Raw genomic sequence first — 22,573 nt, 5'->3', positions numbered from 1 at the left:
TCGACGGCGGGGAGCATGGCAACGATCTTCAGTCCATGAGCATGAACCTTGTTTCCAGCGACGGACCGCGCGGTTTGACGTCAGGCGTGCTGGCCTATGCAGGCGCGCTGCTGCTCGTCGCGGGCGCGACAGGACTTGGCCTCGTCATAGCGCCGCGCTGGGGCAACGCCCCGGTCGTGTTGCTCTATCTCCCCGCCGTGCTCGCCGCGGCGATCTATTGCGGCCTGTGGCCCGCGCTGGCCGCGGCCGCCGCTTCGACGCTGACCTTCAATTATTTTTTCACGGCGCCTTATCGAACGCTGTTCATCCACAGTCCTGCGGACGTGGTGACCGTGGTGATGCTGTTCCTCATTGCCGTCGTGACCAGCCACCTGGCCAGTTCGCTGCGGGTCCAGGCACAGCTCGCGGCCAGCCATGCCGCGCGTAACGCCACCATCGCCGGTTTCGCGCGGCAGCTGCTGTCCTGCGCCGACCAGGAGGATATCGCCAGGGTGACGGTGCGCGAATTGTCGACGCTGTTCGATTGCAACGCGGCGCTGCTGACGGGCGCCGATGCACCAAAGATCATCGCCGCCATGCCGGCCACGCCGATATTCGCGCCCAGTGATTTCGCCGCTGCGGCCTTGACGCTCACGACCGGCGAGGCGGCCGGGCGCGGCGTGCGCCGCATGGATCTGGCGGACTGGCACTTCCGGGCCGTCATGGCGCCGGATGCCGTCATCGCTGCGGTCGGCCTGGCCAGGAACGACGGCGTCGCTCCGATCGCGAAGGATCGGCTGCCGCTGCTCGAGAATCTGGTCGACCAGATCGCCCTCGCGCTGGAGCGGGCGCGGCTCGAACAGGAGATGCGCGTGCTGGGCGCGGTGCGCGAACAGGATCGCTTGCGGTCCGCTCTGCTCGCGTCGATCGGGGATAAGGTCAAGCCGGGGCTAACGGCGATTTCGGCCGCGGCAAAGGCGCTCAAGCGCGAGGGCACCGGTGACAAGGCACTCATATCGAGCGTCGCGGCGGAGACCGTGAAGCTCGAACGCTATATCGACAATCTAGTCGAGCTGAGCCCTGGATCGGACCGCAAACCGATCGAGGTCGGCCCTGTGAGCATCGATCTCTTTCATCGCTCGGTCGTTCGCGATGGCGTTGAAGTGCATCTTACGCCGAAGGAATATGCGGTGCTGGCCGAGCTGGCCCGGCATCCTGGACGTGTGCTCACGCATGGACATCTGTTGCGCACGGTTTGGGGGCCGGCGCAGGAAAAGCAGATCGACTATCTGCGGGTAGCGGTCCGCTCATTGCGCCAGAAGCTGGAACATGATCCGGCCGAGCCCGAGCTCATACTGAACGAGCCCGCCGTCGGTTACCGGCTCCTTGTCGGGAAAAAGGATTCCTAGCCTGCTCTCAAAAAGAGCCGAAAGGAAGCAGGGCCGCGACAGCTTCCCGCGCGGCAGGCTTTGCCCCTTCCACCCGATCCACCTATGAGCGCTGGTTCAACGTGCGGAAAGCTCTCCGTCGCTATGGGTTCGGCATAATCGATGGGTGGCTTGCGGATCAGATTGAAGCGGCTTCTGGCGGCCTGGCGCTTGCCGGTGGCGGCTGCCGTGGAAACCGCTCCCGATAGTGAGGCGGCGGCGGGCGTGGCGCGGCCGGGCTGGTGGCGTCGTCGGCCGTCGTGGCGGCGGATCGCCGCATGGGCCGGCCTTGCCGTGCTCGGGCTTGTCGCGGTCGCGATGCTGTGGGCGACCTGGGTCGCTCCGCCCTGGGGGGCGATGCAGCCGCCGCAGAAGCCGAGCTTCGTCTATCTCGCTGCCGACGGCACGCCGATCGCGCGGCGCGGCGCGGGGGAGGCGCCGGTCGATGCCGCGACCCTGCCGCTGCCGGTGCGCGGGGCGTTCATCGCGATCGAGGATCGGCGGTTCGCCGAGCATATCGGCATCGATCCGCGCGGGCTGACGCGGGCCTTCTGGCATAATTTCCGGGCCGGCGAGACGGTCGAGGGCGGCTCGACGATCACGCAGCAGCTCGCCAAGACCGCCTTCCTCTCGTCCGACCGGAAGATCGCGCGCAAGGTGCAGGAGGCGGTGCTGGCGCTGTGGCTCGATGCCTGGCTGAGCAAGGACGAGATCCTGTCGCGCTACCTGTCGACGATCTATTTCGGGGACGGCGTCTATGGTCTGCGCGCCGCCGCGCGGCATTATTTCCAGAAGAGGCCGGAGACGCTGAGCGTCGGCGAGGCGGCGATGCTGGCGGGGATGGTGAAGGCGCCGAGCCGGCTCAACCCGACGGTGAACCTGAAGGCAGCGCAGGCGCGATCGCGGCTGGTGATCGCGGCGATGGCGCAGGAGAAGATGATCCCCGCGAGCGAGGCGGCGGGCGTGCGGCTCGCGGTGCCGCGGATCGCGCCCGACGAACTGCCGGGCGGCACCTATTTCGTCGACTGGGTCGCGCCGCAGGTCGAGGCGGCGGCAGAGGAGGGCGGCGCCGGCGGGCAGGGCGGTCAGCTGACCGTCCGCACCACGCTCGACCGCGAGCTGCAGCAGGCGGCGATCAAGGCGGTGACATCGGTGCTGACCGGCTATGGCGACGGCGTACAGGCGAGCCAGGCGGCGCTGGTGGCGATGCGGCCCGATGGCCGGGTGGTCGCGATGATCGGCGGGCGCAGCTACAAGTCGAGCCCCTATAACCGCGCGACGCAGGCGCAGCGCCAGCCGGGATCGGCGTTCAAGCTGGCGGTCTACCTGACCGCGCTCGAGAATGGCGAGACGCCCGACACGCTGGTCGAGAATTCGCCGCTGACGATCGATGGCTGGAGCCCGCGCAACTATGGCGGCCGCTATGGCGGGCCGACCACGCTGCGCAGCGCCTTCGCGCAATCAAGCAATGTCGCCGCGGTGCGGGTCGCCGAGAGGGTGGGGCTGAGCAATGTTGCCAACACCGCGAAGCGGCTCGGCATCACCGCGCCGATCACGCCGGGGCCGTCGATGGCGCTGGGCACCTCGGGCATGACCCTGATCGAGCTGACATCGGCCTATGCCGCGGTGGCCAGCGGGCGGTATCCAGTGAAGGCCAGCGGGCTGGCGCACGCATCCGCCGCGAGCGGGCAGGCGATCGATCCGCGCGTGCGCGAGGCGATGCTCGACCTGCTGTGGACCGCGACCAACCAGGGCACCGGACGCGGCGCGGCGCTGGGCATCCCGACCTTCGGCAAGACCGGGACGACCCAGAACCATCGCGATGCGCTGTTCGTCGGTTTCGCGGGCGGGCTGATCACCGGGGTGTGGGTCGGCAATGACGACGACACGCCGATGCGCGGGGTGACGGGCGGGAGCCTGCCCGCGGCGATCTGGGCGCGGTTCATGGGCGCGGCCAGGCTGCGCGCGAGCGACCTGGACCTGCCGCCGATGCTGATGGCGGCGATCGAGCAGCGGCAGGCGGCGATGCGCGTGGCGGCGGAGGAGCGCGAGCTCGCCGAGCTCGAGGCGGCCGAGGCGGAGGACGAGCTGCGCGACGGTTCGCCGATCGGGCGCTTCATCGAGGGGATATTGCCCGACTTCCTGCGCGGCGACCATGACGCCCGGCCCGACGGGGCGGATTCCGATGCCGACACCGCTGCCCAGGAGGTCGCGCGCGAGCAGCGCCGCGCGCGGCTGGAGGAGCTACGGCGGCGCAAGGCGGAGCGCGAGGGCGTGTTCCTCGAGGAGGGCGAGGAATAGGCTGGGCGACCGGCATCGCGGTTCGCGGCCGCTCGCCCCAGCCGCTTACTGCGTCATCAGTTCCGGGAAGAAGGCCTCGTGGGTGGTGCGCAGCGCGCCGAGGGCGACGCCGGCCAGCCTGTCGCCACCGGTGGTGCCGAGGCGGCGCGCGGTGACGCCCGCAGTGAGCGCGGCGGCGAGGACGGCGTCCGAGTTGCGGGTGGTGACCACGTAACGGGCCTGGTCTTCGCCGAAGGCGGCGGCGTGGCCGAGCGGCTCGATCTCGGCGCCGATGCCACCGGCCAGCGCCATCTCCGCGATGGCGACGAGCAGGCCGCCATCGGCGATGTCGTGGACCGCGCTGACCCGGTCGTCGAGGATCAGCTCGCGCACGAAATCGCCGTTGCGCTTTTCCAGCTCGAGGTCGACCGGCGGCGGCGGCCCTTCCTCGCGGCCGGCGATATAGCGCAGCCACAGCGACTGGCCGAGATGGTCGCCGGTCTCGCCGATCAGGACGATATGCTCGCCGGCGGCCTTGAACGCGATCGTCGCCATCCGGTCGACATCGGCGAGCAGGCCGATGCCGCCGATCGCCGGGGTGGGCAGGATCGCGCTGCCGGTGCCGTCGTCGTTCTTGGTCTCGTTGTAGAGGCTGACATTGCCCGACACGATCGGGAAGTCGAGCGCCAGGCAGGCTTTGGCCATGCCCTCGATCGCGCCGACGAACTGACCCATGATCTCGGGCCGCTGCGGGTTGCCGAAGTTCATGCAGTCGGTGGTCGCGAGCGGCTTGGCGCCGACCGCGGTGATGTTGCGCCAGCATTCGGCGATCGCCTGCGCGCCGCCCATCACCGGATCGGCGAAGACATAGCGCGGGGTGCAATCGGTGCTGACCGCGATGCCCTTGTTCGTGCCGTGGACGCGGACCACTGCGGCGTCGCCGCCCGGGCGCTGGATGGTGTCGGCGCCGACCATGTGGTCATATTGCTCCCAGATCCAGCGACGGCTGGCGAGATCGGGCGAACCCATCAGCGCGATCAGGTTCTCGCCGATGGTCCCCTTGGGCGCGACGGCGCCGAGCGGCTTGGGGGCGCGGGTCGGGACCCAGGGGCGATCGTAGAGCGGCGCCTCGTCAGCCAGCGGGCCGAGCGGGATGTCGCAGACGACATCGCCGTCGAAGCGCAGCACCATGCGGCCGGTATCGGTGACGCGGCCGATCACCGCGAAATCGAGCTCCCATTTGTGGAAGATCGCCTCGGCCTCGGCCTCGCGGCCGGGCTTGAGCACCATCAGCATGCGTTCCTGCGATTCGGACAGCATCATCTCATAGGGCGTCATGCCGGTTTCGCGGCAGGGGACGGCGTTCATGTCGAGCTCGATGCCGACCCCGCCCTTCGAGGCCATCTCGACAGAGGAGGAGGTGAGGCCGGCGGCGCCCATGTCCTGGATCGCGACGATCACATCGGTCGCCATCAGCTCGAGGCAGGCCTCGATCAGCAGCTTTTCGGTGAAGGGATCGCCGACCTGGACGGTGGGGCGCTTCTCCTCCGAATCCTCGGAGAAGTCGGCCGAGGCCATGGTCGCGCCGTGGATGCCGTCGCGGCCGGTCTTCGAGCCGACATAGACGATCGGGTTGCCGATGCCCGAAGCGGCCGAATAGAAGATCTTGTCGGTCTCGGCGACGCCGACCGTCATGGCGTTGACGAGGATGTTGCCGTCATAGGCCCGGTGGAAATTGACCTCGCCGCCGACGGTGGGCACGCCGACGCAATTGCCATAGCCGCCGATACCGTGGACGACGCCCGCGATCAGGTGGCGCATCTTGGGATGATCGGGCCGGCCGAAGCGCAGCGCATTGAGATTGGCGATCGGCCGCGCGCCCATGGTGAACACGTCGCGCAATATGCCGCCGACGCCGGTCGCGGCCCCCTGATAGGGCTCGATATAGGAGGGGTGGTTATGGCTCTCCATCTTGAAGATGGCGGCCTGGCCGTCGCCGATATCGACCACGCCGGCATTCTCGCCGGGGCCGCAGATCACCTGCGGGCCGGTGGTCGGAAGCTTCTTGAGGTGGATCCGACTCGACTTGTAGCTGCAATGCTCGGACCACATCACCGAGAAGATGCCCAGTTCGGTGAGGTTCGGCGCCCGCCCCAGCGCGCGCAGGATGCGCTCATATTCCTCGATGGACAGGCCGTGCTCGGCGACGATTGCTGGCGTGATCTCGGTCATGCGCGAGCCGATAGCGACTTGGAGCGGCCGCGCCTATCCCCCATTTCCCTCTCCCGTGCGGGGAGAGGGCGGGCGAGGCACGCTGGACAGCTTGTCGACGGATCGATCTGCCGCCTCGTGCCCTCACCCTCCCACTACCTTCGGCAGCGGGCCCCTCCCTCTCCCCAGGCGGGAGAGGGTCTTCAAGCGGTGACGAGATTCACCGCGCTTGGCACCGCGAGCGGGAGGCCGCCGGTCTTTTCCTGCGCCATCAGCTCCTTCTTGCGGGCGAGCAGCTGGTCGCGGAGCGCGACGAGGTCGACGTCGGCCTGGCGTGCCTGGACGAACATGCCCTCCTTGGCAGCTTCCTCTTCCTTGACGTGGTGCTTGATCTCCTCGGACAGCACCGTGACCTTGGCGTCGTAGAACTCGGCGTCCGGGCCCGCGCTCTCCAGGTCGTTGATCAGGATCTTCGCGCCGTCATGCTCGACATAGGCCTCGTCCAGCGTGTCATCCTCGATCTTGCCGCGCAGCGCCGGATAGAAGATCTCCTCCTCAATCATGGCGTGAATCTTCAGCTCGACGCAGATCTGGTGGCAGAGCTTCTGCTTGGACGAGGAACTGCTGGCTTTCTCGAACTTTTCGAACAGCTCCTCGACGGTGCGGTGATCGGCTTTGAGCAGTGCGATGGCATCGGTGAACTCGGGTTGCGCCATGGTGATGAACTCCTGTTGCGTGACCGTGGCTTAACGCACGGTATTGGCGAGAAGTGCCACGGCGGAGCCGGATTGCCTCCGCTGCGTTGAGCAGGGAGAGAGATGCGGCGAGCGGAGAGGACGGGATGAACAGGGAGACTATCGGCCGGGCGATCGGGGCAGCCAGCCTGGCCTTCGGCATCGCCGACATGCTGCTCGGCAAGCGGTTGGGGCGGGGGATCGGCGCCGGCGAGGAGATGGGCGGCCGGCTGTTCCAGGTGGTGGGCATGCGCGAAGTGGCGACCGGCGTAGCGGGGCTGATCGCACCCGGCAGCGCATCGCCCGTGCAATGGCGGCTGGCGGGCGACATCTTCGACCTGGCCGCGCTCGGCTATATCGCGGCGCCGGCCAATCCGAAGCGCAAGATGGCGTTCCTGGCGCTCGGCATCGTCGCCGGCGTCGCGGCGATGGACTATCTCGGCGCGCACGCGCTCAAGCGGAACGGCTGAGCGCCGGCTTTGGCCCATTGGATCGAAGCTTTCGCGCAGGGGATTTATGTGCGGCCGGCCGACGCCTGGATCGACCCCACCGTGCCGGTCGACCGCGCGCTGATCACCCATGGCCATGCCGATCATGCCCGCGGCGGACACGCGATGAGCTGGGCGACGCCGGAGACGTTGGCGATCATGGCGTTGCGCTACGGCACCAGTGCGGGAACGCCGGTGGCGCTGGGCGAGAGCGTCCGGCTCGGCGGCGTCGATATCGCCTATGTGCCCGCGGGCCATGTGCTCGGCTCGGCGCAGATCATGCTCGAACATGCCGGCGAGCGGGTGGTCGTCACCGGCGACTATAAGCGCCGCGCCGATCCGACCTGCGTCCCGTTCGAACCGGTGCCCTGCGACATCTTCATCACCGAGGCGACTTTCGGCCTGCCGGTGTTCCGCCATCCCGCGATCGGGCAGGAGATCGACCGGCTGCTCGGCGCGCTCCATGCCACGCCGGATCGCTGCGTGCTGGTCGGTGCCTATGCGCTGGGCAAGGCGCAACGGGTGATCGCCGAACTGCGCGCGCATGGCCATGGCGATCCGATCTACATCCATGGCGCGCTGGAACGGATGTGCGATCTGTACCGTGACTTCGGCGTCGAGCTGGGGGAGCTCTATCCGGCAACGTCCGCGTCGATCGACCAGCTGCGCGGCAAGATCGTGGTCTGTCCGCCTTCGGCACTGAACGATCGCTGGTCGCGGCGGCTGCCTGATCCGATCGCGGCGATGGCGTCGGGCTGGATGCGGGTGCGGCAGCGGGCGCGGCAGAAGAATGTCGAGCTGCCGCTGGTGATCTCCGACCATGCCGACTGGGACGAGCTGACCGCGACCATCCTGGAAGTCGCGCCGTCGGAGATCTGGGTGACGCACGGGCGGGAGGAGGCGCTGGTCCACTGGTGCGGCCTGCATCAGATGCGGGCGCGCGCGCTGGCAGTGGTCGGCTATGAGGATGAGGACGAGGGGTGATTCCGGTGGGTCAAAGGCGAGAAACTGCGTCAGGCGTAGCGAGAAGCCCTTGGCTTCGCTCGGGCGGCTCCCTCGACTTCGCTCGGGACGAACGGCGCCACCTGTAAATGCGCGCCTTCTCGCAACTCCTCGACGGGCTCGTCTTCACCCGCTCGCGCAACGCCAAGCTGGCGCTGATCGCCGATTATATGCGGGAGGCGCCCGATCCCGATCGCGGCTGGGCGCTCGCGGCGCTGACCGGCGACCTCAGCCTGCCGGTGGTCAAGAGCGCCGCGATCCATGCGATCGTCGGCGAGCGGGTCGATCCGGTGCTGTTCGCGATGAGCCGCGACTATGTCGGCGACCTTGCCGAAACGGTTGCGCTGATCTGGCCGAAGCGGATCGACCAGCCCGCCGAGATCGACGACGGCTCGCTGACGCTGGCGGCGATCGTCGACCGACTGGCACGACTGGGGCGCGCCGAGGCGCCGGGCGCGCTCGGCGAGCTGCTCGACCATCTCGATGCCAGCGGGCGTTTCGCCCTGCTCAAGCTGGCGACCGGGGGGCTGCGCGTCGGAATTTCGGCGCGGCTGGCGAAGACGGGCTTCGCGCAGGCGTTCGGCCTCGATGTCGACGCCGTCGAGGAGGTGTGGCACGCGCTGCGTCCGCCCTATGCCGAGCTGTTCGCCTGGGGGCAGGGCGGCGAGCGGCCCGATCCGCGCGGCACGCCCTTCTTCCGCCCGTTCATGCTCGCCCATCCGCTCGAGGAAGGGACGGTCGATCTCGTCGACTATGCCGCCGAATGGAAATGGGACGGCATCCGCGTGCAGATCGTCGGTACCGGCAGCGCGCTGCGCCTCTACAGCCGTGCCGGCGACGACATCACCGCGACCTTTCCCGATATCGTCCGCGCCGCCGAAGGGCTCGACGCGGTGCTCGACGGCGAGATGCTGGTGCAGGGCGAGGCGCAGGGCGCGGCCGAGCATGGTGGATCGGCGGCGTCGTTCAACGCGCTGCAGCAGCGGCTGGGGCGCAAGACCGTGTCCGCGAAGATGCTGTCCGACTATCCGGCCTTCGTGCGGCTGTACGACCTGCTGATCGTGGGTGGCGAGGATCTGCGCGGATTGCCCTGGACCGCACGGCGTGCCCGGCTCGAAGCCTTCGCCGCGCGGCTCGATCCGGCGCGGTTCGATGTCTCGGCGGTGATCGACGCGCAGGATTTCGACACACTGGCCGAGACGCGCGCCGGCGCGCGCGATGCCGCGATCGAGGGGGTGATGCTCAAGCGACGCGACAGCCCCTATGTCGCGGGGCGGCGAACCGGGCTCTGGTACAAATGGAAGCGTGATCCACTGACCGTCGACTGCGTGATGATGTATGCGCAGCGCGGGCACGGGAAGCGGTCGAGCTTCTATTCGGACTACACCTTCGGCTGCTGGTCCGAAGAAGGCGAGCTGCTGCCGGTCGCCAAGGCTTATTCGGGCTTTACCGACGAGGAGCTGAAATGGCTCGACAGCTTCGTGCGCAACAACACCGTCAACCGCTTCGGCCCGGTTCGCGAGGTGGAGAAGACATTGGTGATCGAGCTGGCGTTCGACAGCATCCATGAGAGCCGGCGCCACAAGTCGGGCGTGGCGATGCGTTTCCCGAGGATCGCGCGGATCAGGAAGGACAAGCCGCCCGAGGAGGCAGACACCATCGCGGCGCTGCGTAAGATGATCGTGTAGCTTGGTGTCCGGGATCCCGCTGCCCTGCATCGAATGGGCATGGATCGGCCGGCCAGCCATGGCCGCGCCAACGTCGTCGGGAACGATCCGCGGGCTGATGGTTTGAATCCATCAGTCGTTCCGCAGGAGAATCATCATGGCCGCGCGTGCCTATTGGCAGGGGCAGATTCGCCTCGCGCTCGTTTCGATACCGGTCGAGATCTACAATGCGACCAGCAGCAGCGCGCAGATCGCCTTCCACCAGATTCATGAACCTTCGGGCAAGCGGATCAAATATGAGAAGGTGGTGCCGGGGCTCGGACCGGTCGACACCGACGAGATCGTCAAGGGCTTTGAGGTGTCGAAGGGAAATTACGTCCTGCTCGAGCAGGACGAGATCGATGCCGTTAAGCTCGAGAGCAAGCGCACGCTCGACCTGATCCAGTTCGTCGATGCCAATGAGATCGACGTGCTCTATTTCGAGAAGCCCTATTATGTGGTGCCGGCCGACGAGCTCGCCGAAGAGGCGTTCATCGTCCTGCGCGAGGCGCTGCGGCGCACGCGCAAGGTCGGCCTGGGCCAGCTGGCGATGCGGGGGCGCGAATATGTGGTGAGCCTGAAGCCGTGCGGGCGCGGGCTGGTGATGGAGACGCTGCGCTATGCCGACGAGGTGCGCAAGGCGCAGGGCTATTTCCGCGACATTCCCGATACCACGCCGGACGAGGACCTGCTCGAGCTGGCCGAGACGCTGATCGAGAAGAAGACCGCCAAGTTCGATGCGAGCGAGTTCCACGACCGTTATGTCGATGCGCTCAAGGCGCTGATCGAGAAGAAGCGCAAGGCGAAGGGCCAGAAGATCCTCGAGGACGTCGAGGGCGACACGCCGGTCCGCAAGGGTAATGTCATCGACCTGATGGCCGCGCTCAAGAAGTCGGTGGGCGGCGCGGCGGCGGAAGCCAAGCCGCCCGCAGGGAAGGTGCCGCCGAAAAAGACGCCGGCAAAGCCCGCCGCGAAGGCCCCGGCGCGCAAGCGGGCTTGATCGATGGCGCGCGCCAGCCTCTCCGATTATAACCGGAAGCGCGACTTCAAGCGCACCGCCGAGCCGGCGGGCAAGGTCGGCAGCGGTAATCAGCATCGCTTCATCGTCCAGAAACATGACGCGACCCGGCTTCATTATGACTTCCGGCTGGAGATGGACGGCGTGCTCAAGAGCTGGGCGGTGACGCGCGGCCCCAGCCTCAACCCGGAGGATCGCCGGCTGGCGGTCCGCACCGAAGATCATCCGATCTCCTATGCCGAATTCGAGGGAATCATCCCCGAAGGCGAATATGGCGGCGGCACCGTCATGCTGTGGGACAAGGGCCATTGGGCGCCGATCGAAGGCAAGAGCGAGCGCGACCTCGACGAAGGCCATCTCCACTTCATGCTCGAAGGCGAACGGATGAGGGGCGAGTGGCTGCTGGTGCGGATGAAGGGCAAGCCCGGCGAACGCAACGAGAACTGGCTGCTGCGCAAGATCGACGATGCCGAGGCGGGCGGCAGCGACGACCTGGTCGCGCGCGCGCTGACCAGCGTCAAGACCGGCCGGACGATGGCAGAGATCGCCGCCGACAAGAAGGGCAGCACCAGCCTGAAAGGCAAGCGCGGCAAGGCGTTCGATGCGATCATGGCCGAAGCGGACAAGCACAGCGAGGAGGTGAGCCGGCGCTCGAGCGAAAGGGGAAGCCGCCAAAAACGCAGCGGGGGCACATTGCCCGGCTTTCGGAAGCCCCAGCTCGCGACGCTCGTCGACCATGTTCCGGCCGGCAGCCAGTGGCTCCACGAGATCAAGTTCGACGGTTATCGCGCGCTGGTTGCGGCGGCGGGCGACCAGGTGAAGATCTACACGCGCTCGGGTCTCGACTGGACCGACAAATTCGCACCGGTGGCCGAGGCCGTAGCGAAGCTGAACCTGCCGCCGGCGCTGATCGATGGCGAGATCGTCAGTCCGGACGAGAAGGGCAATCCAAGCTTCTCTGCCCTGCAGAAGGCGATCAAGGGCGAGGGCGGCGGCTTCGAGCTGTTTGCCTTCGACCTGCTGTCGTTCGATGGAGAGGACCTCACCGGACTGAGCACTGTCGAGCGCAAGGCGCGGCTGGCGGGGCTGCTGTCGGACGGCAGCGCGACGATCCACTATGCCGATCATGTCGTCGGTTCCGGCGAGAAGCTGTTCGAAGCGATGTGCACGGCGGGCCAGGAAGGCATCATCTCGAAGCGGGCTGATGCGGCCTATCGCGGCGCACGGACGAACAACTGGCTCAAGGTCAAATGCACGCGGCGGCAGGAGTTCGTGATCATCGGCTGGTCGAGCAGCAGCGCCAGCAGCCGCCGTTTTCGCGCGCTGCTGCTGGCTCAGCATAAGGATGGCAAGCTCGTCTATGCCGGCAAGGTCGGCACCGGCTTCAACCAGGACAGCATGGATATGCTCGCGGAGAAGTTCGCGGAGCGCGAGGCGACGTCACCCGCCGCGCCGGTACCGCGTGCCGAGGCGCGCGGGGCGCACTGGATCATGCCCGATCTGGTCGCCGAGATAGCCTTTGCGGAGTTCACCCATGACGATGTGCTGCGCCATGCGAGCTTCATCGGCCTGCGATCGGACAAGAAGGCCGAGGAGGTGACGCGCGAGGAGCCGGTGCCGGTCGAGGAAGCCGTCGCCGAGGCGCCGCTGATCCGGATCACCAATCCGGACCGGGTGATCTTTCCCGAGGCGAAGGCGACGAAAGGCGATCTTGCCGCTTATTATCAGGCGATCGGGCCGCTGATCCTGCCATGGGCGGCGCGCCGGCCGATCAGCCTGGTCCGCTGCCCGCAGGGGCGGGGCAAGCAATGTTTCTTCCAGAAGCATGATTCCGGCAGTTTCGGCGACCATGTCCACCATATCCCGGTTCGCGAGAAGGACGGCAGCACCGAGGATTATCTCTATGTCGAGGATGTCGCGGGGCTGCTCGCCTGCGTGCAGATGGGTACGATCGAGTTTCATGGCTGGGGATCGCGGATCGAGGATATCGAGAAGCCCGACCGGATGATCTTCGACCTCGATCCCGATGTCGGCCTCGACTTCGCCGATGTGAAGAAGGCCGCGCAGGATATCCGATCGATGTTGGCCGATATCGGGCTGGCCAGCTTCGCGATGCTGTCGGGCGGCAAGGGCGTGCACGTGGTCGTTCCGCTGACGCCGGCGGCGGAGTGGCCGGCGGTGAAGGACTTTTCCCACCGCTTCGCCGAGGCGCTGGCGCAGTCTGAGCCCGAGCGGTTCGTCGCCAACATGGCCAAGGCGAAGCGGGTCGGCCGCATCTTCATCGATTACCTGCGCAACCAGCGCGGCGCGACCGCGGTCGTCGCCTATGGCGCGCGGGCACGGGAGAGCGCGCCGGTGGCGGTGCCGATCAGCTGGGATGAACTCGACGGCTTCGACAAGGCGAGCGCCTTCACGATCCGCGACGCCGGAAAGCTGCTGGCGCGCGCATCGTCGAAGGCGTTGAAGGGATGGGGCATGGCGGAGCAGCTGCTGCCCGACGTGTAATTGCTAACCGTCATCCCAGCGGAAGCTGGGATCCATGTCTCTCTTCACCGACAGACATGGACCCCAGCCTAAGCTGGGGTGACGATCTCGGAAGGGGATCGATCATGTTCGTGGCAGTCTATTGGTGGCGGGTCCATCCGGGGAAGGAGGAGCAGTTCGTCCGCGCCTGGTCGCGCGGCACCGACCTGATCCGCGAGATCTACGGCAGCTATGGCTCGCGCCTGCATCGCGACGGCGACGGGCGGTTCGTCGGCTACGCCGAGTGGCCCGACGAGGCGACCTGGCGCAGGGCGTTCGACCTCAAGATGGTCTATGACGAGCCGGAGACGCGCGCCGCGTTCGTCGATGCGGTCGCCGAGGTGCCGCCGGATGCCGATCCGATCTTCCGGATGGAGGTCGTGAGCGATCGCCTCACCACCCGCCGCGCTGCGCCCGCAACGGACTGAACCGGCAGCTCTCCCTTTCGTTTGAGCGCGAAAGGAGAGAGTCATGACCGACCAGCAGCAGCCGATGGTCCATGAGGACCAGCTTCCCGGGCGCGAGAGCGACCTGGAGCCCAAGCCCGACTGGGCACCGCGCTACCGGGGCTCCGGCCGGCTCGATGGCAAGGTGGCGCTGATCACCGGGGCGGACAGCGGTATCGGCCGCGCGGTGGCTGCGCTCTATGCACGCGAGGGGGCTGACATCGCGATCCTGTATCTCTGCGAGCATGAGGATGCCCGCAAGACCGAGGAGATCGTCCATGGCGAAGGACGCCGGGCGATGCGGATCGCCGGCGATATCGGCGACAAGGATTTCTGCGACCGCGCCGTCGCCGAGGTGATCGACAGCTGGGGCCGGCTCGACATATTGGTGAACAATGCCGGCGAGCAGCATCCCGACAAGGACATCACGGGAATCACCGAAGCGCAGCTTCGCCGCACCTTCCAGACGAATGTCTTCGGGATGTTCTTCCTGACCCAGGCAGCGCGCCCGTACCTCAAAAAGGGGGCGACGATCGTCAATTGCACGTCGGTGACGATGTATCAGGGCAGCGGCGAACTGCTCGACTATTCGAGCACCAAGGGGGCCATCACCGCCTTCACGCGCTCGCTGTCTGAAAATCTGGTCGGCGAAGGCATCCGCGTCAATGCGGTGGCGCCCGGCCCGATCTGGACGCCGCTCAACCCGTTCGGCGGGGCAAGCCCGGAAAAGCTCGAGCATTTCGGCGAGAGCACGCCGATGGGTCGTCCTGGGCAACCCAATGAGGTGGCGCCGGCGTTCCTGTTCCTGGCCTGCGAGGATTCAAGCTATATGTCGGGGCAGGTTCTGCATCCGAATGGCGGCACGATCGTCAACGGATAGCGGGCCGCTCCGTGATCGAAACAAAATGGGCGCCCCCGAAGGGACGCCCATCCTGTTCGTAAAAGCGGCTCCGAGGAGCCGGCCGATTACTTCTTGTCTTCGACTGCGTCGGCAGCGTTCTCGGCTGCGTCGGCAGCGTTCTCGAGGTTCGCGGCAGCCGCATCGTTCGAGGTTGCATCCGCGGCGGCGTCGAGCGCATCGGCCTGGTTCTCAAGTGCAGCTGCCGTGTTGTCGACGGCATTTTCGGCCGGAGTTTGCTTGCTGCACGCTGCAACCGACATCAGGCCAGCGGCAACCAAAACGAGGGTCAACTTGTTCATTCGAGCAGCTCCCATAGCATCTATATCGGCCCGGCTCGAATGCCGTTCCTGCCGCTGACATAACGCTGAAGAAGAGGCCGTCAACGGAAAATCGACATGAATCGAAGGGTTAAGCGGTGAAACGCGGGCGCTCGCGCGGGGCGTCCAGCGCCGGTTCGGCGGGCGGAGCGCCGCAGAAATCCGGGATCGTTGCGCTGTCGTCCGACAGCGCCCGCCGCTCAAATCGCAACGGTTTCCGCGAGCGACAGCCGGTCGAGAATGTTGGCGGTCTCGTCGCGCACCGACAGCATCACGCGGCGCAAGCGGCACTCCGCTTCCTCGACGCAATGATCGCAGGGCTCATAAGCGAGACGCGCGGCACAGGGCACCAGCGCCAGCGATCCGCGGGTCGCGCGGACGATGTCGCCATAGGTGATTTCGCTCGGCGGGCGCGATAGCCAATAGCCGCCTTCCTTGCCACGCATGGTCTCGACGAAGCCGGCCCGCTTCATTTCCGACAGGATCACGGTCAGGAACTTGCCCGGGATATTCTGCCGGTCGGCGATCTCCGCCAGCTGGATCGGGCCCTGGCCATAATGATCCCCGAGGTGGAGCAGGGCGCGAATAGCATAGCGGGTTCGTTGGGACAGCACGGTGATGCCTATGTGGAACCTGCGGGCGGGCGAGGCAACCCCATCTATAATGCTTTGGTAGAGTTAACGAGCGCGCGTATCCCGCTTGCGTCCCCGGGGGGCTTTGCCTATGGAGCGCCGGATCGGCGATGCCTGCGGGCGTCCTGTGGCGATCGTAGCTCAATTGGTTAGAGCGCCGGTTTGTGGTACCGGAGGTTGCGGGTTCAATCCCCGTCGATCGCCCCATCATTACAATGACTTAGGTGGGGTGCGAAGCGGCGGCCGTCTGTTCAACTGAACAGACATCGCCGAAACGGCGCTGCTGGCGCTTGATTGTTGCTGAAGTGTAATGGTAGCCACCGCCCCGATGATGCTCCGGGGGGGAGGCTATAGCCGCCGTGAATATGCTTTGCTTGTTGAGGTCTTAGGCTTTGCGGTGGCGCAGAGACTTCTCAGAGTTCGCTAGGAGGCGTGACGCGGCAGAAGCCGTACCGGGCAATCCTGTTTTCGAGGAGTTCCTGCACCGAAAAGCGTCGTTGCTGAGCAAGCGGGCCGGCGCCGGACGCACCGGAAGCGACGCTGTTGCGGCAAAGCGATACGTCGCTTCGATCGTGAGATCGATAACTCGAGAGTTTAAGGATCGGCCGCGATCAACCGTACCCGTCGAACTACTCGCGTTCCGACGCAAACCCTCCTTTCTGGTCGACTCCATAGATCCTGAAAGGCCGCGTCTTTGGTTGGGGCCACTCCAGCGCGCAAGGCAGGGTGCCGACATCGATGTAGAATTGAAAGGATTCTCGTTCCTCGACGCGCCTGATCGAACGCTCGATTGCATACGAGCCCTTATCAGGGCTGAAACCGGCGCTTATGATATCCGGGTGCATTTCGAGGACGAAGAATGCCTCGATATCGCTCCGTACTTGGTGCTTGCCATGGTTTGGCGGCATCTAGCTCCGATCTTCAGTGGGGGACGGATCAAGCGAGAAATCCAACGCGTGTTGGAGGCTGTGAACCTGCGACGGCATTTGGGCATGCGCAAGTTCCCGCTCGTGGCGAACGATTTTGATCCAATCCATGCGTTCCCGTTGCACCAGCGCCGGCCTGCGAACACGTCGACCTCTCCGACGCGGCACTTAGATCCGCAACATCGGGAGAAGGTAGGCGACGGGCTTGTCGCATCGATCAATGGCTGGTTGGATCACCCGAAGCTCAATATGGAGCTGACTGGTGATGGTCGCGGCAATATCAAGAATATCGTTGGCGAAATCCTCGACAATGCGGAACGGCATAGCGATCCTCACACCATGGACGGCGACTGGAGTACGGCTGGGTTCATGGCCAGGCGCGACGCCGACACTGAAAACGAACACTTCAAGTGCTCGATCGCTTTTGTGTCGGTTGGAGCATCGATCTCAGAAAGCCTACGAACGAGTCCTCCGCAGGTAACCGCAGAGGTTGATCGTTATGTGACGGCTCACCGCCATGTTTGCGATCAGGACGTGCTACGCACGGTCATGGCGGTACAGGACGGCATCACCCGCGTTTCCTCGTCCGCGGCTGCCGGCCGCGGGGGGACGGGGTTTCAAGAAGTGTTCGATCTTGTCAACGATCTGGGCGAATCCCATGTACTCGGATGTGAGCCACGGGTCACTATCGTGTCGGGAAATGCTTGCCTCAAACTGCACGGTCCGTACTCAATCGGTACGCGACCGGGCAATGACCCCTATGCGCCGCGCCAAATTTGGTTCAATGCAGCGAACGATTCGGATGCTCCGCCGGATGCCTCTTATGCGTTCAGACTGCGGAAACCGTTTCCGGGTACACTCGTAACGATGTCGTTCGTGTTTGCGCCGGAAAGGATCAATGGAGAAGAAGATGGCGACGATTGAGTTGAGAGAGCTGACCGGAAATGGTCGCGTGCACTCGCTCTCCGGCCAGGAGCGGGGCGTTGAGGCGCGAGCTCATTACCGTCTGGACGATCTTGATATCACTGATGATGTGATCACCGTAGCCGTTCCTCCGGATGTCGACGCGATCAGTCCATCATTTTTTCAGGGTATGTTTGCCAAAAGCCTCTTGGAAACCTTCGAGCGTGATCCTGATCGGTTTTTGAGTCACTATTCGTTCAATGCGCCTACTCATGTGCTCACGCAGATCCAGCGCGGCATTCGCGCGGTGCTGACGCGCCGACCTGGCCAGCTCGCTCTCTGAGGCGCGGGTGCCGATAGAAGCGAAGGATCTTATTACCGGGGTCGGCGTGTTGGGTTCCGCGCTAATTGGCGTCCGGAACTGGATCGTGACCAATTCAATCCGGTCTGGAACGATTCAACTCGAAGAGTTTCGGAGTCAGGTTCGGGGACCTATTCAGCAGAAGCTCGACAAGCTTGCTGAGGTCAGGGAATCGCTGTCCGCATTGATGCGGCCGAATGCCTCTTCCGACGATGAATTGAAGCAGAAGATTTCGGGCCAGCTGGCTGTGCTGGAGTTCGCGATCGATGACCTCGTGCTACTTTTCGAGCATGCGGATGCCTCTTCCTTCGCTGGAGGGAGCAACTGGAAATCAAGGTACGAACCTATGCTGACCGGAGCTGCAAAACGGCTCGGTACGCTTACGGCCGATGGGCCGCTGGATCGCGTAGCGGCTGGTGCCGCTATGACTGACGTAATCCGTGAGATCTCGGCCGTAACGACCGAACTGCGCCGCCGATTCGAACACGATGTCCAGAGAATGATACCAAGTGGCATTCTGGGCCGACCAAAAAAGCCGCGAAGGCGCTAACTACCAGTCCAGCGCGCGAGCAGCGCGGCGCAGGTAGTCCGGATTGAAGCGGGCATAGACGGCCGTCGTGATCCGCGTGTCCTTATGGCCGAGGTAGGCGGCGATCTCTTCCATGGGCGTGCGGGCCTCGGCCATCCAGACGGCGGCGCTGTGGCGGAGCATGTGCGGGGTGCAGTGGACGCCTGACCGTTCGCTGGCGGCTTCGAAGCCCTTGCGAATCGATTTGATGCGCTCGCCGCCGCTCTCGATCACGAAGGGTGTCAGGGCCGCTTCCTTGGCTTCGGTGAGCAGCGGCAGCAGGCGATCGTTGATCGGGACCTTGGCGCGGCGCTTGTTCTCGCTCTGGATGCGGCCCGCCGGGTTGAGGTTGATCATGCGGCGATCGAGGTCGACCCTGATCCACGGCAGTTCGAGCAGCGCCGTCGATCGCGCGCCAGTCGTGATAGCGAGCTGGGCGAAGAGGCGGACGTGCGGCGCCTTGCAGCCGGCGAGGAACTTGCGGAACTGCGCCTTGGTCAGATGCTCGACCTCGCTTTCGGGGATGGCCGGAATCCAGAGCCTCGGCACTCGATCGACGAAGCCTTTGTCTTTCGCCCAGCCCAGCGCCTCGATGACGATGCCGGTTTCCTTGCGCATGGTGTTGGCCGCCTTCTGACGCCACGCCGCATAATCCTTGCCGGTGCCGTCCTGATCGTCGGTATCGGATACAAGGCTCTCGATCCGCTTGGCGGCGTAGAATGGCTTGGCGGCCGTCCAGGCTTCATGCTTGCGCTTGACGCCGTTGCGGCCGGCGATGGCCAGCAGATAGGCCTCGACGACTTCGCCGACGGTGCCCAGGGCGGCTACTGCGCGGCGGCTCCAGAAGTCACGAGCCGCGGCCTCCGCGGCCGATCGATCGTTCGTGCCAAGCGACATGCGGTGCGGTCCGGTGTCGTCGGACCATTTGACGCACCAATGCCAGTATTTCGATCCGTCTTCGCGGGTGCGGGTGAGCTTGCCGAGACGATATGCTCCTGGGTTGCCGCGCTCTGACATTCATATTCCTCCACGGCCTCGGGCTTGATGCGCAGCAGCTTGCCGCCGAATCGCATGGCTTTCAGGCGCCCGGCCTTGATCTCATCATAGACGAAGGTGTCGCTGCAATCCCAATGCTCGGCGAGGGTGGCGACGGTGAAGGGTCTGGCGGGCGTCATAGCGGCACATCGAAATGCTTGGAGAGGCGGCGGACATAGTCGACCATCGACATGCGGCCGGCTGCCTTGTCCTCGGCCGCCCAGGCGGAGATCAGGCGCTGATAGACGGCGCGGGCCATCTTGCCGGTTTCCTTGTCGCCCGCGCTGCCGCCGCGCGTGATCCGATCGGCCATCGCATATGGCACCAACTGCCGGCCGCGTACGCGCATGCGCGCCTGAAAGGCGGTGCGGTGCGCCGGGCAGCAAAAGTGCTGGCCGGGCTGTATGCCGGCCAGTGGCGCGAAGCACTCGGCGCAGCCACTCGCCTTCGGGGGAATGGCTGGCTGGGCGCGTGGGGCGGTTCTAGCGGGGGCGTGGGCCACGGCCTTTAGGCCTCCTCGGCGCGGGCGGCGTGACGGGCCAAAGTGTAGAGGCGGCCCTTGATGCTGTTCGGCTTGCGGTCGAGCTGCCGCGCCATTGCGCTGTAGCTCGCGCCTTCGGCCTCCAATGCGAGAAGCTTCGCATCTTCTTCGGCGGTGAAGGTGCGGACGGCGCGACCGTTGCGCTGATAGGCGTCGGGGCGATCCGCCCGGCGATAATGAAACCGCTTGGGCGCATCCGCGCCAAGCCGCAGGCATTGCCAGTGGATCGAACCCTTTGAGATCGGGGAGCCCTTCGCAGTGAAGTGTGCGGCTATTCTATCCGTGCCCCAGCCCTTTTCCCGCAGCGCGCACATTTCGTCGAGCTGGGCATCTGAGAGAATGCGACGACCGCCCATCAGCCGGCCCATCCTTCGAGATAGCGGGCAACGGCGGCATGTAGCTCTGCTCGATCTTCGGAGGCGGCGGCCTCGGCGTTGGGATCGACGCTCTCCGCCTCGATCGCCAGCTTGAGAGCGTCGGCGAGCTTCTCGATCACTTCGACATCGCCGAACGGGCCGGGAAAGCTCGTGCCCTCGCGGGCGAAGCGGATCAGCTCGGCGGTGGCTTCGGTGGCCTGGCTGGCGGCGGCGAGCGCGGCAATCTGTTGCTGCTCGCTCATAGCTTCCACCTTGGCTCGATCTGGCTGCACTCTTCGCGGGTGAGGGTGAAAGTTCGGCCGCTCGCGAGCGTGTAGTGGCAGCCTTCTCCGCCCTGCCCGCTGGCGGCGCCGGCGATCACCGGGGAGCGGCGGTTCGCCTTGACGAAGGCGGCGGCGTTGGCGGTCTGCTGCTGCTGGCTCATGGGTGGGCTCCGGGGATTGGAGCGCTGCCGGTCATGGCCTGCCAAAGGTTGATTACTGTCGCGCGCTCGTCCTCATTGCTCCAGTCGACTTTATCTGCCGCAGCGTACATGTCCGGTGTCGGCTCGATGGGCACTATGACCCACCCCGGTGCTGACTGAGCGGCGATCTCGGCAAGGATGCGGCGGATATCGAATGTGCTGCCGAGCATCTTTTTGCACTCGGCTATAGCCTCATCGACACCCGAGTATCGGTTGAACGGCGGCTTTTCTTCGGGGCAGCCTTCGCGCATCCAACGGGCCATGTCTTCGTAATCGGTTCCATCCCAGACGGCACCGATCCCGCCGCACTCAGAGCAGCCGCTGCCGAGCGTGCAGCCCAGAACGGCGCTGCGCGAGTAATGTCCATTCGGATAGCCGTCTTCGCTCTCGTGGCAGCCCGAGCAGGTGTACCAGAATCCGTGTCCGCTGAACTCAATCACCCGGTCGATGCGCTGGCGCAGATTGTTAATCAGGGCGTCGACAGATGCTGTGCTAGAGAATGCCTCGAAAACAGCATCGTAAGCTGCCAGCAAGCCCCGATCGAAATCTGCACCGCGGTTGCCACTGAACTCCGGCGAGAAATCGCCAGCGGCACGCCGTCGCACCTTCAAGATGGCCTCGCCTAGCGGGTGGTATTCAAAATCAGCGCGACTGATTGCCCCCCGTTCAGTGTTGCCGACGATGGGGCGGAGAGTGTCTTTGCTCATGCGGCGTTCCTCTCGTTGGATGCGCCGGCGCCGAGCTGCAGCTGCAGGGCGTCGTGGGGGAGCATCAGGAGCATGTTGAGGGCGTAGGAGATCTTCCCGGCCGGATAGTGGGCGTGCCACCAGCGCATTGCCGCGAGCTGATCGCGTTGCAGGGTGCGGGTCTTATCGGTGGGCTTCTGGCGGACGCGATGTTCGGCGGCTTCGAGAGCTGCGGCCAGTTCGTCGAGCGCCTCGGCACGGGTGAGCGCCATGAAGCGCTTGTTAGGGTTGAGCCGGTCGGCGGCGCAGCGCCAGATCTCGGCGATGGCGCGCATCACGAACAGGCGGTGATCGGCCTGTCGCTGGGTGAGCTTGCCGGCCTTGATCATGTCCGGCCAGGCGCGTTCGCGCTCGCGCACCATAAGCTCGGCCAGGTCGGCGAACTCGCGGTGGAAGCCGTCCGCTGTGAGGCGGGGCTGATCGGTCACAGCCCGGCCTCCCGGCCCAGCTCGCGCATGCGGAGGATGGCGTTCTCCATGATGCTGGCGAGCTGGCGATGGTCGGCGGCCTGGATGAATTCTTCGGCCGCCGTGAGATCGAGCGCGGCAGAGGCAGCCGGCCGCGACGGCGGCTGGATCGGGGGCGGTGCGCTGGGCGTGATGCGCTCGATCGCAGCGGCTTCGCGCTCGCGGAGCTTATCCAGCTCGCGCTCGGCGCGGAATGCTTCGACCGTCGCTGGGCCACAGTTCAGATGAAGCCAGTCGAGCAGGCCGGGCTTATCGGTGGGAACGTCGACTTCGACCCAGGCGTCGCTGGGACAAGCTTCGTCAAGGCAGGCGGCGCGGGCGTCGGCTTGGGTGCCGAACCATCGGCCGCCAGGGGTACGGTAGCAGCGCATGGGCGCTATCCTTTCGGTGGCAGGCGCCATGTCGGCGCGATTAGCCAATCGGGCGGCCGGGGCCGCTGCGAGGTTAGAGCAGGGCGGCCGCCCCGATCAGCAGCCAGATCACGAGCGACAGCGTGCCGGCGAGGATCAGGCGGAGGATCGG

The 22,573-nt window shown here is 65.7% G+C and carries 24 protein-coding genes, 1 tRNA gene and 1 pseudogene; 13 read left to right on the top strand and 13 right to left on the bottom strand.

Annotated features, from left to right (window positions below):
- Positions 1 to 35 precede the first annotated feature (35 nt).
- Together AC1DPF_RS07790 and AC1DPF_RS07785 are read left to right on the top strand one after the other, a co-directional pair.
- Positions 36 to 1,388 (top strand): DUF4118 domain-containing protein, encoded by a 1,353-nt coding sequence (locus AC1DPF_RS07790; RefSeq protein WP_477960582.1) that lies wholly within the window; start codon positions 36 to 38, stop codon positions 1,386 to 1,388.
- 162 nt (positions 1,389 to 1,550) lie between these two features.
- Positions 1,551 to 3,707, top strand: coding sequence for a transglycosylase domain-containing protein (locus AC1DPF_RS07785; protein WP_477960579.1), 2,157 nt, complete (start codon positions 1,551 to 1,553; stop codon positions 3,705 to 3,707).
- Between the two features lie 45 nt (positions 3,708 to 3,752).
- Here AC1DPF_RS07785 and purL read toward each other — a convergent pair whose 3' ends face one another.
- Together purL and AC1DPF_RS07775 are read right to left on the bottom strand one after the other, a co-directional pair.
- On the bottom strand, positions 3,753 to 5,918 hold the full coding sequence (gene purL, locus AC1DPF_RS07780) for a phosphoribosylformylglycinamidine synthase subunit PurL (protein ID WP_477960577.1): 2,166 nt from the start codon (positions 5,916 to 5,918) through the stop codon (positions 3,753 to 3,755).
- A 182-nt stretch (positions 5,919 to 6,100) separates the two neighbouring features.
- Positions 6,101 to 6,613, bottom strand: a complete 513-nt coding sequence (locus tag AC1DPF_RS07775) for a hemerythrin domain-containing protein (protein ID WP_477869001.1) — start codon at positions 6,611 to 6,613, stop codon at positions 6,101 to 6,103.
- A gap of 125 nt (positions 6,614 to 6,738) precedes the next feature.
- On the opposite strand from AC1DPF_RS07775, the gene AC1DPF_RS07770 reads away from it, so the two are divergent.
- From AC1DPF_RS07770 to AC1DPF_RS07740, 7 genes are all read left to right on the top strand, one after another.
- A complete protein-coding gene (locus AC1DPF_RS07770; RefSeq protein ID WP_477960575.1) occupies positions 6,739 to 7,101 on the top strand; it encodes a hypothetical protein in 363 nt (120 codons plus the stop codon).
- Between the two features lie 9 nt (positions 7,102 to 7,110).
- Positions 7,111 to 8,103 (top strand): ligase-associated DNA damage response exonuclease, encoded by a 993-nt coding sequence (locus AC1DPF_RS07765; protein ID WP_477960574.1) that lies wholly within the window; start codon positions 7,111 to 7,113, stop codon positions 8,101 to 8,103.
- A 107-nt stretch (positions 8,104 to 8,210) separates the two neighbouring features.
- The gene (locus AC1DPF_RS07760) at positions 8,211 to 9,809 is read left to right on the top strand and encodes a cisplatin damage response ATP-dependent DNA ligase (protein ID WP_477960572.1); all 1,599 of its coding nucleotides are present in this window, start codon (positions 8,211 to 8,213) and stop codon (positions 9,807 to 9,809) included.
- 136 nt (positions 9,810 to 9,945) lie between these two features.
- The gene (gene ku / locus AC1DPF_RS07755) at positions 9,946 to 10,827 is read left to right on the top strand and encodes a non-homologous end joining protein Ku (RefSeq protein ID WP_477869009.1); all 882 of its coding nucleotides are present in this window, start codon (positions 9,946 to 9,948) and stop codon (positions 10,825 to 10,827) included.
- A 3-nt stretch (positions 10,828 to 10,830) separates the two neighbouring features.
- Positions 10,831 to 13,350: a DNA ligase D gene (gene ligD / locus AC1DPF_RS07750; RefSeq protein WP_477960570.1), complete on the top strand. Its 2,520-nt coding sequence runs from the start codon at positions 10,831 to 10,833 to the stop codon at positions 13,348 to 13,350.
- 104 nt (positions 13,351 to 13,454) lie between these two features.
- Entirely contained in the window at positions 13,455 to 13,796 is a 342-nt protein-coding gene (locus AC1DPF_RS07745) for an antibiotic biosynthesis monooxygenase family protein (RefSeq protein WP_477869013.1), read from the top strand.
- A gap of 43 nt (positions 13,797 to 13,839) precedes the next feature.
- Positions 13,840 to 14,694 carry an SDR family oxidoreductase gene (locus AC1DPF_RS07740; RefSeq protein WP_477869015.1) on the top strand — a complete coding sequence of 285 codons (855 nt, stop codon included), beginning with the start codon at positions 13,840 to 13,842 and terminating at the stop codon, positions 14,692 to 14,694.
- A gap of 86 nt (positions 14,695 to 14,780) precedes the next feature.
- On the opposite strand, the gene AC1DPF_RS07735 is transcribed toward AC1DPF_RS07740, so the two are convergent.
- Together AC1DPF_RS07735 and AC1DPF_RS07730 are read right to left on the bottom strand one after the other, a co-directional pair.
- A complete protein-coding gene (locus tag AC1DPF_RS07735; protein WP_477960568.1) occupies positions 14,781 to 15,014 on the bottom strand; it encodes a hypothetical protein in 234 nt (77 codons plus the stop codon).
- 218 nt (positions 15,015 to 15,232) lie between these two features.
- Positions 15,233 to 15,646: an RrF2 family transcriptional regulator gene (locus AC1DPF_RS07730; protein WP_477869019.1), complete on the bottom strand. Its 414-nt coding sequence runs from the start codon at positions 15,644 to 15,646 to the stop codon at positions 15,233 to 15,235.
- 148 nt (positions 15,647 to 15,794) lie between these two features.
- On the opposite strand from AC1DPF_RS07730, the gene AC1DPF_RS07725 reads away from it, so the two are divergent.
- The 4 genes from AC1DPF_RS07725 (at position 15,795) to AC1DPF_RS07710 (ending at position 18,404) form a co-directional block, all read left to right on the top strand.
- Positions 15,795 to 15,871: transfer RNA gene (locus tag AC1DPF_RS07725), tRNA-His, on the top strand.
- Positions 15,872 to 16,362: 491 nt separating this feature from the next.
- A complete protein-coding gene (locus AC1DPF_RS07720) occupies positions 16,363 to 17,514 on the top strand; it encodes a hypothetical protein (protein WP_477960566.1) in 1,152 nt (383 codons plus the stop codon).
- Positions 17,489 to 17,836 (top strand): hypothetical protein, encoded by a 348-nt coding sequence (locus tag AC1DPF_RS07715; RefSeq protein ID WP_477960564.1) that lies wholly within the window; start codon positions 17,489 to 17,491, stop codon positions 17,834 to 17,836. Before AC1DPF_RS07720 ends, AC1DPF_RS07715 begins: the two co-directional genes overlap by 26 nt.
- 7 nt (positions 17,837 to 17,843) lie before the next feature.
- Positions 17,844 to 18,404: a hypothetical protein gene (locus AC1DPF_RS07710; RefSeq protein ID WP_477960562.1), complete on the top strand. Its 561-nt coding sequence runs from the start codon at positions 17,844 to 17,846 to the stop codon at positions 18,402 to 18,404.
- Here the strand turns inward: AC1DPF_RS07710 and AC1DPF_RS07705 are convergent, their stop codons facing one another.
- From AC1DPF_RS07705 to AC1DPF_RS07665, 9 genes and pseudogenes are all read right to left on the bottom strand, one after another.
- Entirely contained in the window at positions 18,405 to 19,439 is a 1,035-nt protein-coding gene (locus AC1DPF_RS07705) for a tyrosine-type recombinase/integrase (RefSeq protein ID WP_477960560.1), read from the bottom strand. It lies immediately after the preceding gene.
- Between the two features lie 14 nt (positions 19,440 to 19,453).
- A pseudogene (locus tag AC1DPF_RS07700) lies at positions 19,454 to 19,597 on the bottom strand (hypothetical protein); the annotation flags it as partial.
- The gene (locus AC1DPF_RS07695; protein WP_477960558.1) at positions 19,594 to 19,806 is read right to left on the bottom strand and encodes a hypothetical protein; all 213 of its coding nucleotides are present in this window, start codon (positions 19,804 to 19,806) and stop codon (positions 19,594 to 19,596) included. The pseudogene AC1DPF_RS07700 and the gene AC1DPF_RS07695, both read right to left, overlap by 4 nt.
- Positions 19,807 to 19,964: 158 nt before the next feature.
- A complete protein-coding gene (locus AC1DPF_RS07690; protein WP_477960556.1) occupies positions 19,965 to 20,354 on the bottom strand; it encodes a hypothetical protein in 390 nt (129 codons plus the stop codon).
- Positions 20,354 to 20,617, bottom strand: a complete 264-nt coding sequence (locus AC1DPF_RS07685) for a hypothetical protein (protein ID WP_477960554.1) — start codon at positions 20,615 to 20,617, stop codon at positions 20,354 to 20,356. The genes AC1DPF_RS07690 and AC1DPF_RS07685 overlap by 1 nt, the downstream gene beginning before the upstream one ends.
- Positions 20,614 to 20,799 carry a hypothetical protein gene (locus AC1DPF_RS07680; protein WP_477960552.1) on the bottom strand — a complete coding sequence of 62 codons (186 nt, stop codon included), beginning with the start codon at positions 20,797 to 20,799 and terminating at the stop codon, positions 20,614 to 20,616. Before AC1DPF_RS07680 ends, AC1DPF_RS07685 begins: the two co-directional genes overlap by 4 nt.
- Positions 20,796 to 21,545, bottom strand: a complete 750-nt coding sequence (locus AC1DPF_RS07675; protein ID WP_477960551.1) for a hypothetical protein — start codon at positions 21,543 to 21,545, stop codon at positions 20,796 to 20,798. The genes AC1DPF_RS07680 and AC1DPF_RS07675 overlap by 4 nt, the downstream gene beginning before the upstream one ends.
- The gene (locus AC1DPF_RS07670) at positions 21,542 to 22,012 is read right to left on the bottom strand and encodes a hypothetical protein (protein WP_477960549.1); all 471 of its coding nucleotides are present in this window, start codon (positions 22,010 to 22,012) and stop codon (positions 21,542 to 21,544) included. The genes AC1DPF_RS07675 and AC1DPF_RS07670 overlap by 4 nt, the downstream gene beginning before the upstream one ends.
- Positions 22,009 to 22,422 (bottom strand): hypothetical protein, encoded by a 414-nt coding sequence (locus AC1DPF_RS07665; protein ID WP_477960547.1) that lies wholly within the window; start codon positions 22,420 to 22,422, stop codon positions 22,009 to 22,011. The genes AC1DPF_RS07670 and AC1DPF_RS07665 overlap by 4 nt, the downstream gene beginning before the upstream one ends.
- Positions 22,423 to 22,573 lie beyond the last annotated feature (151 nt).

This window comes from Rhizorhabdus sp. P4_G6, from assembly GCF_056401045.1.
This window is presented reverse-complemented; position numbering and strand designations above follow the sequence as displayed.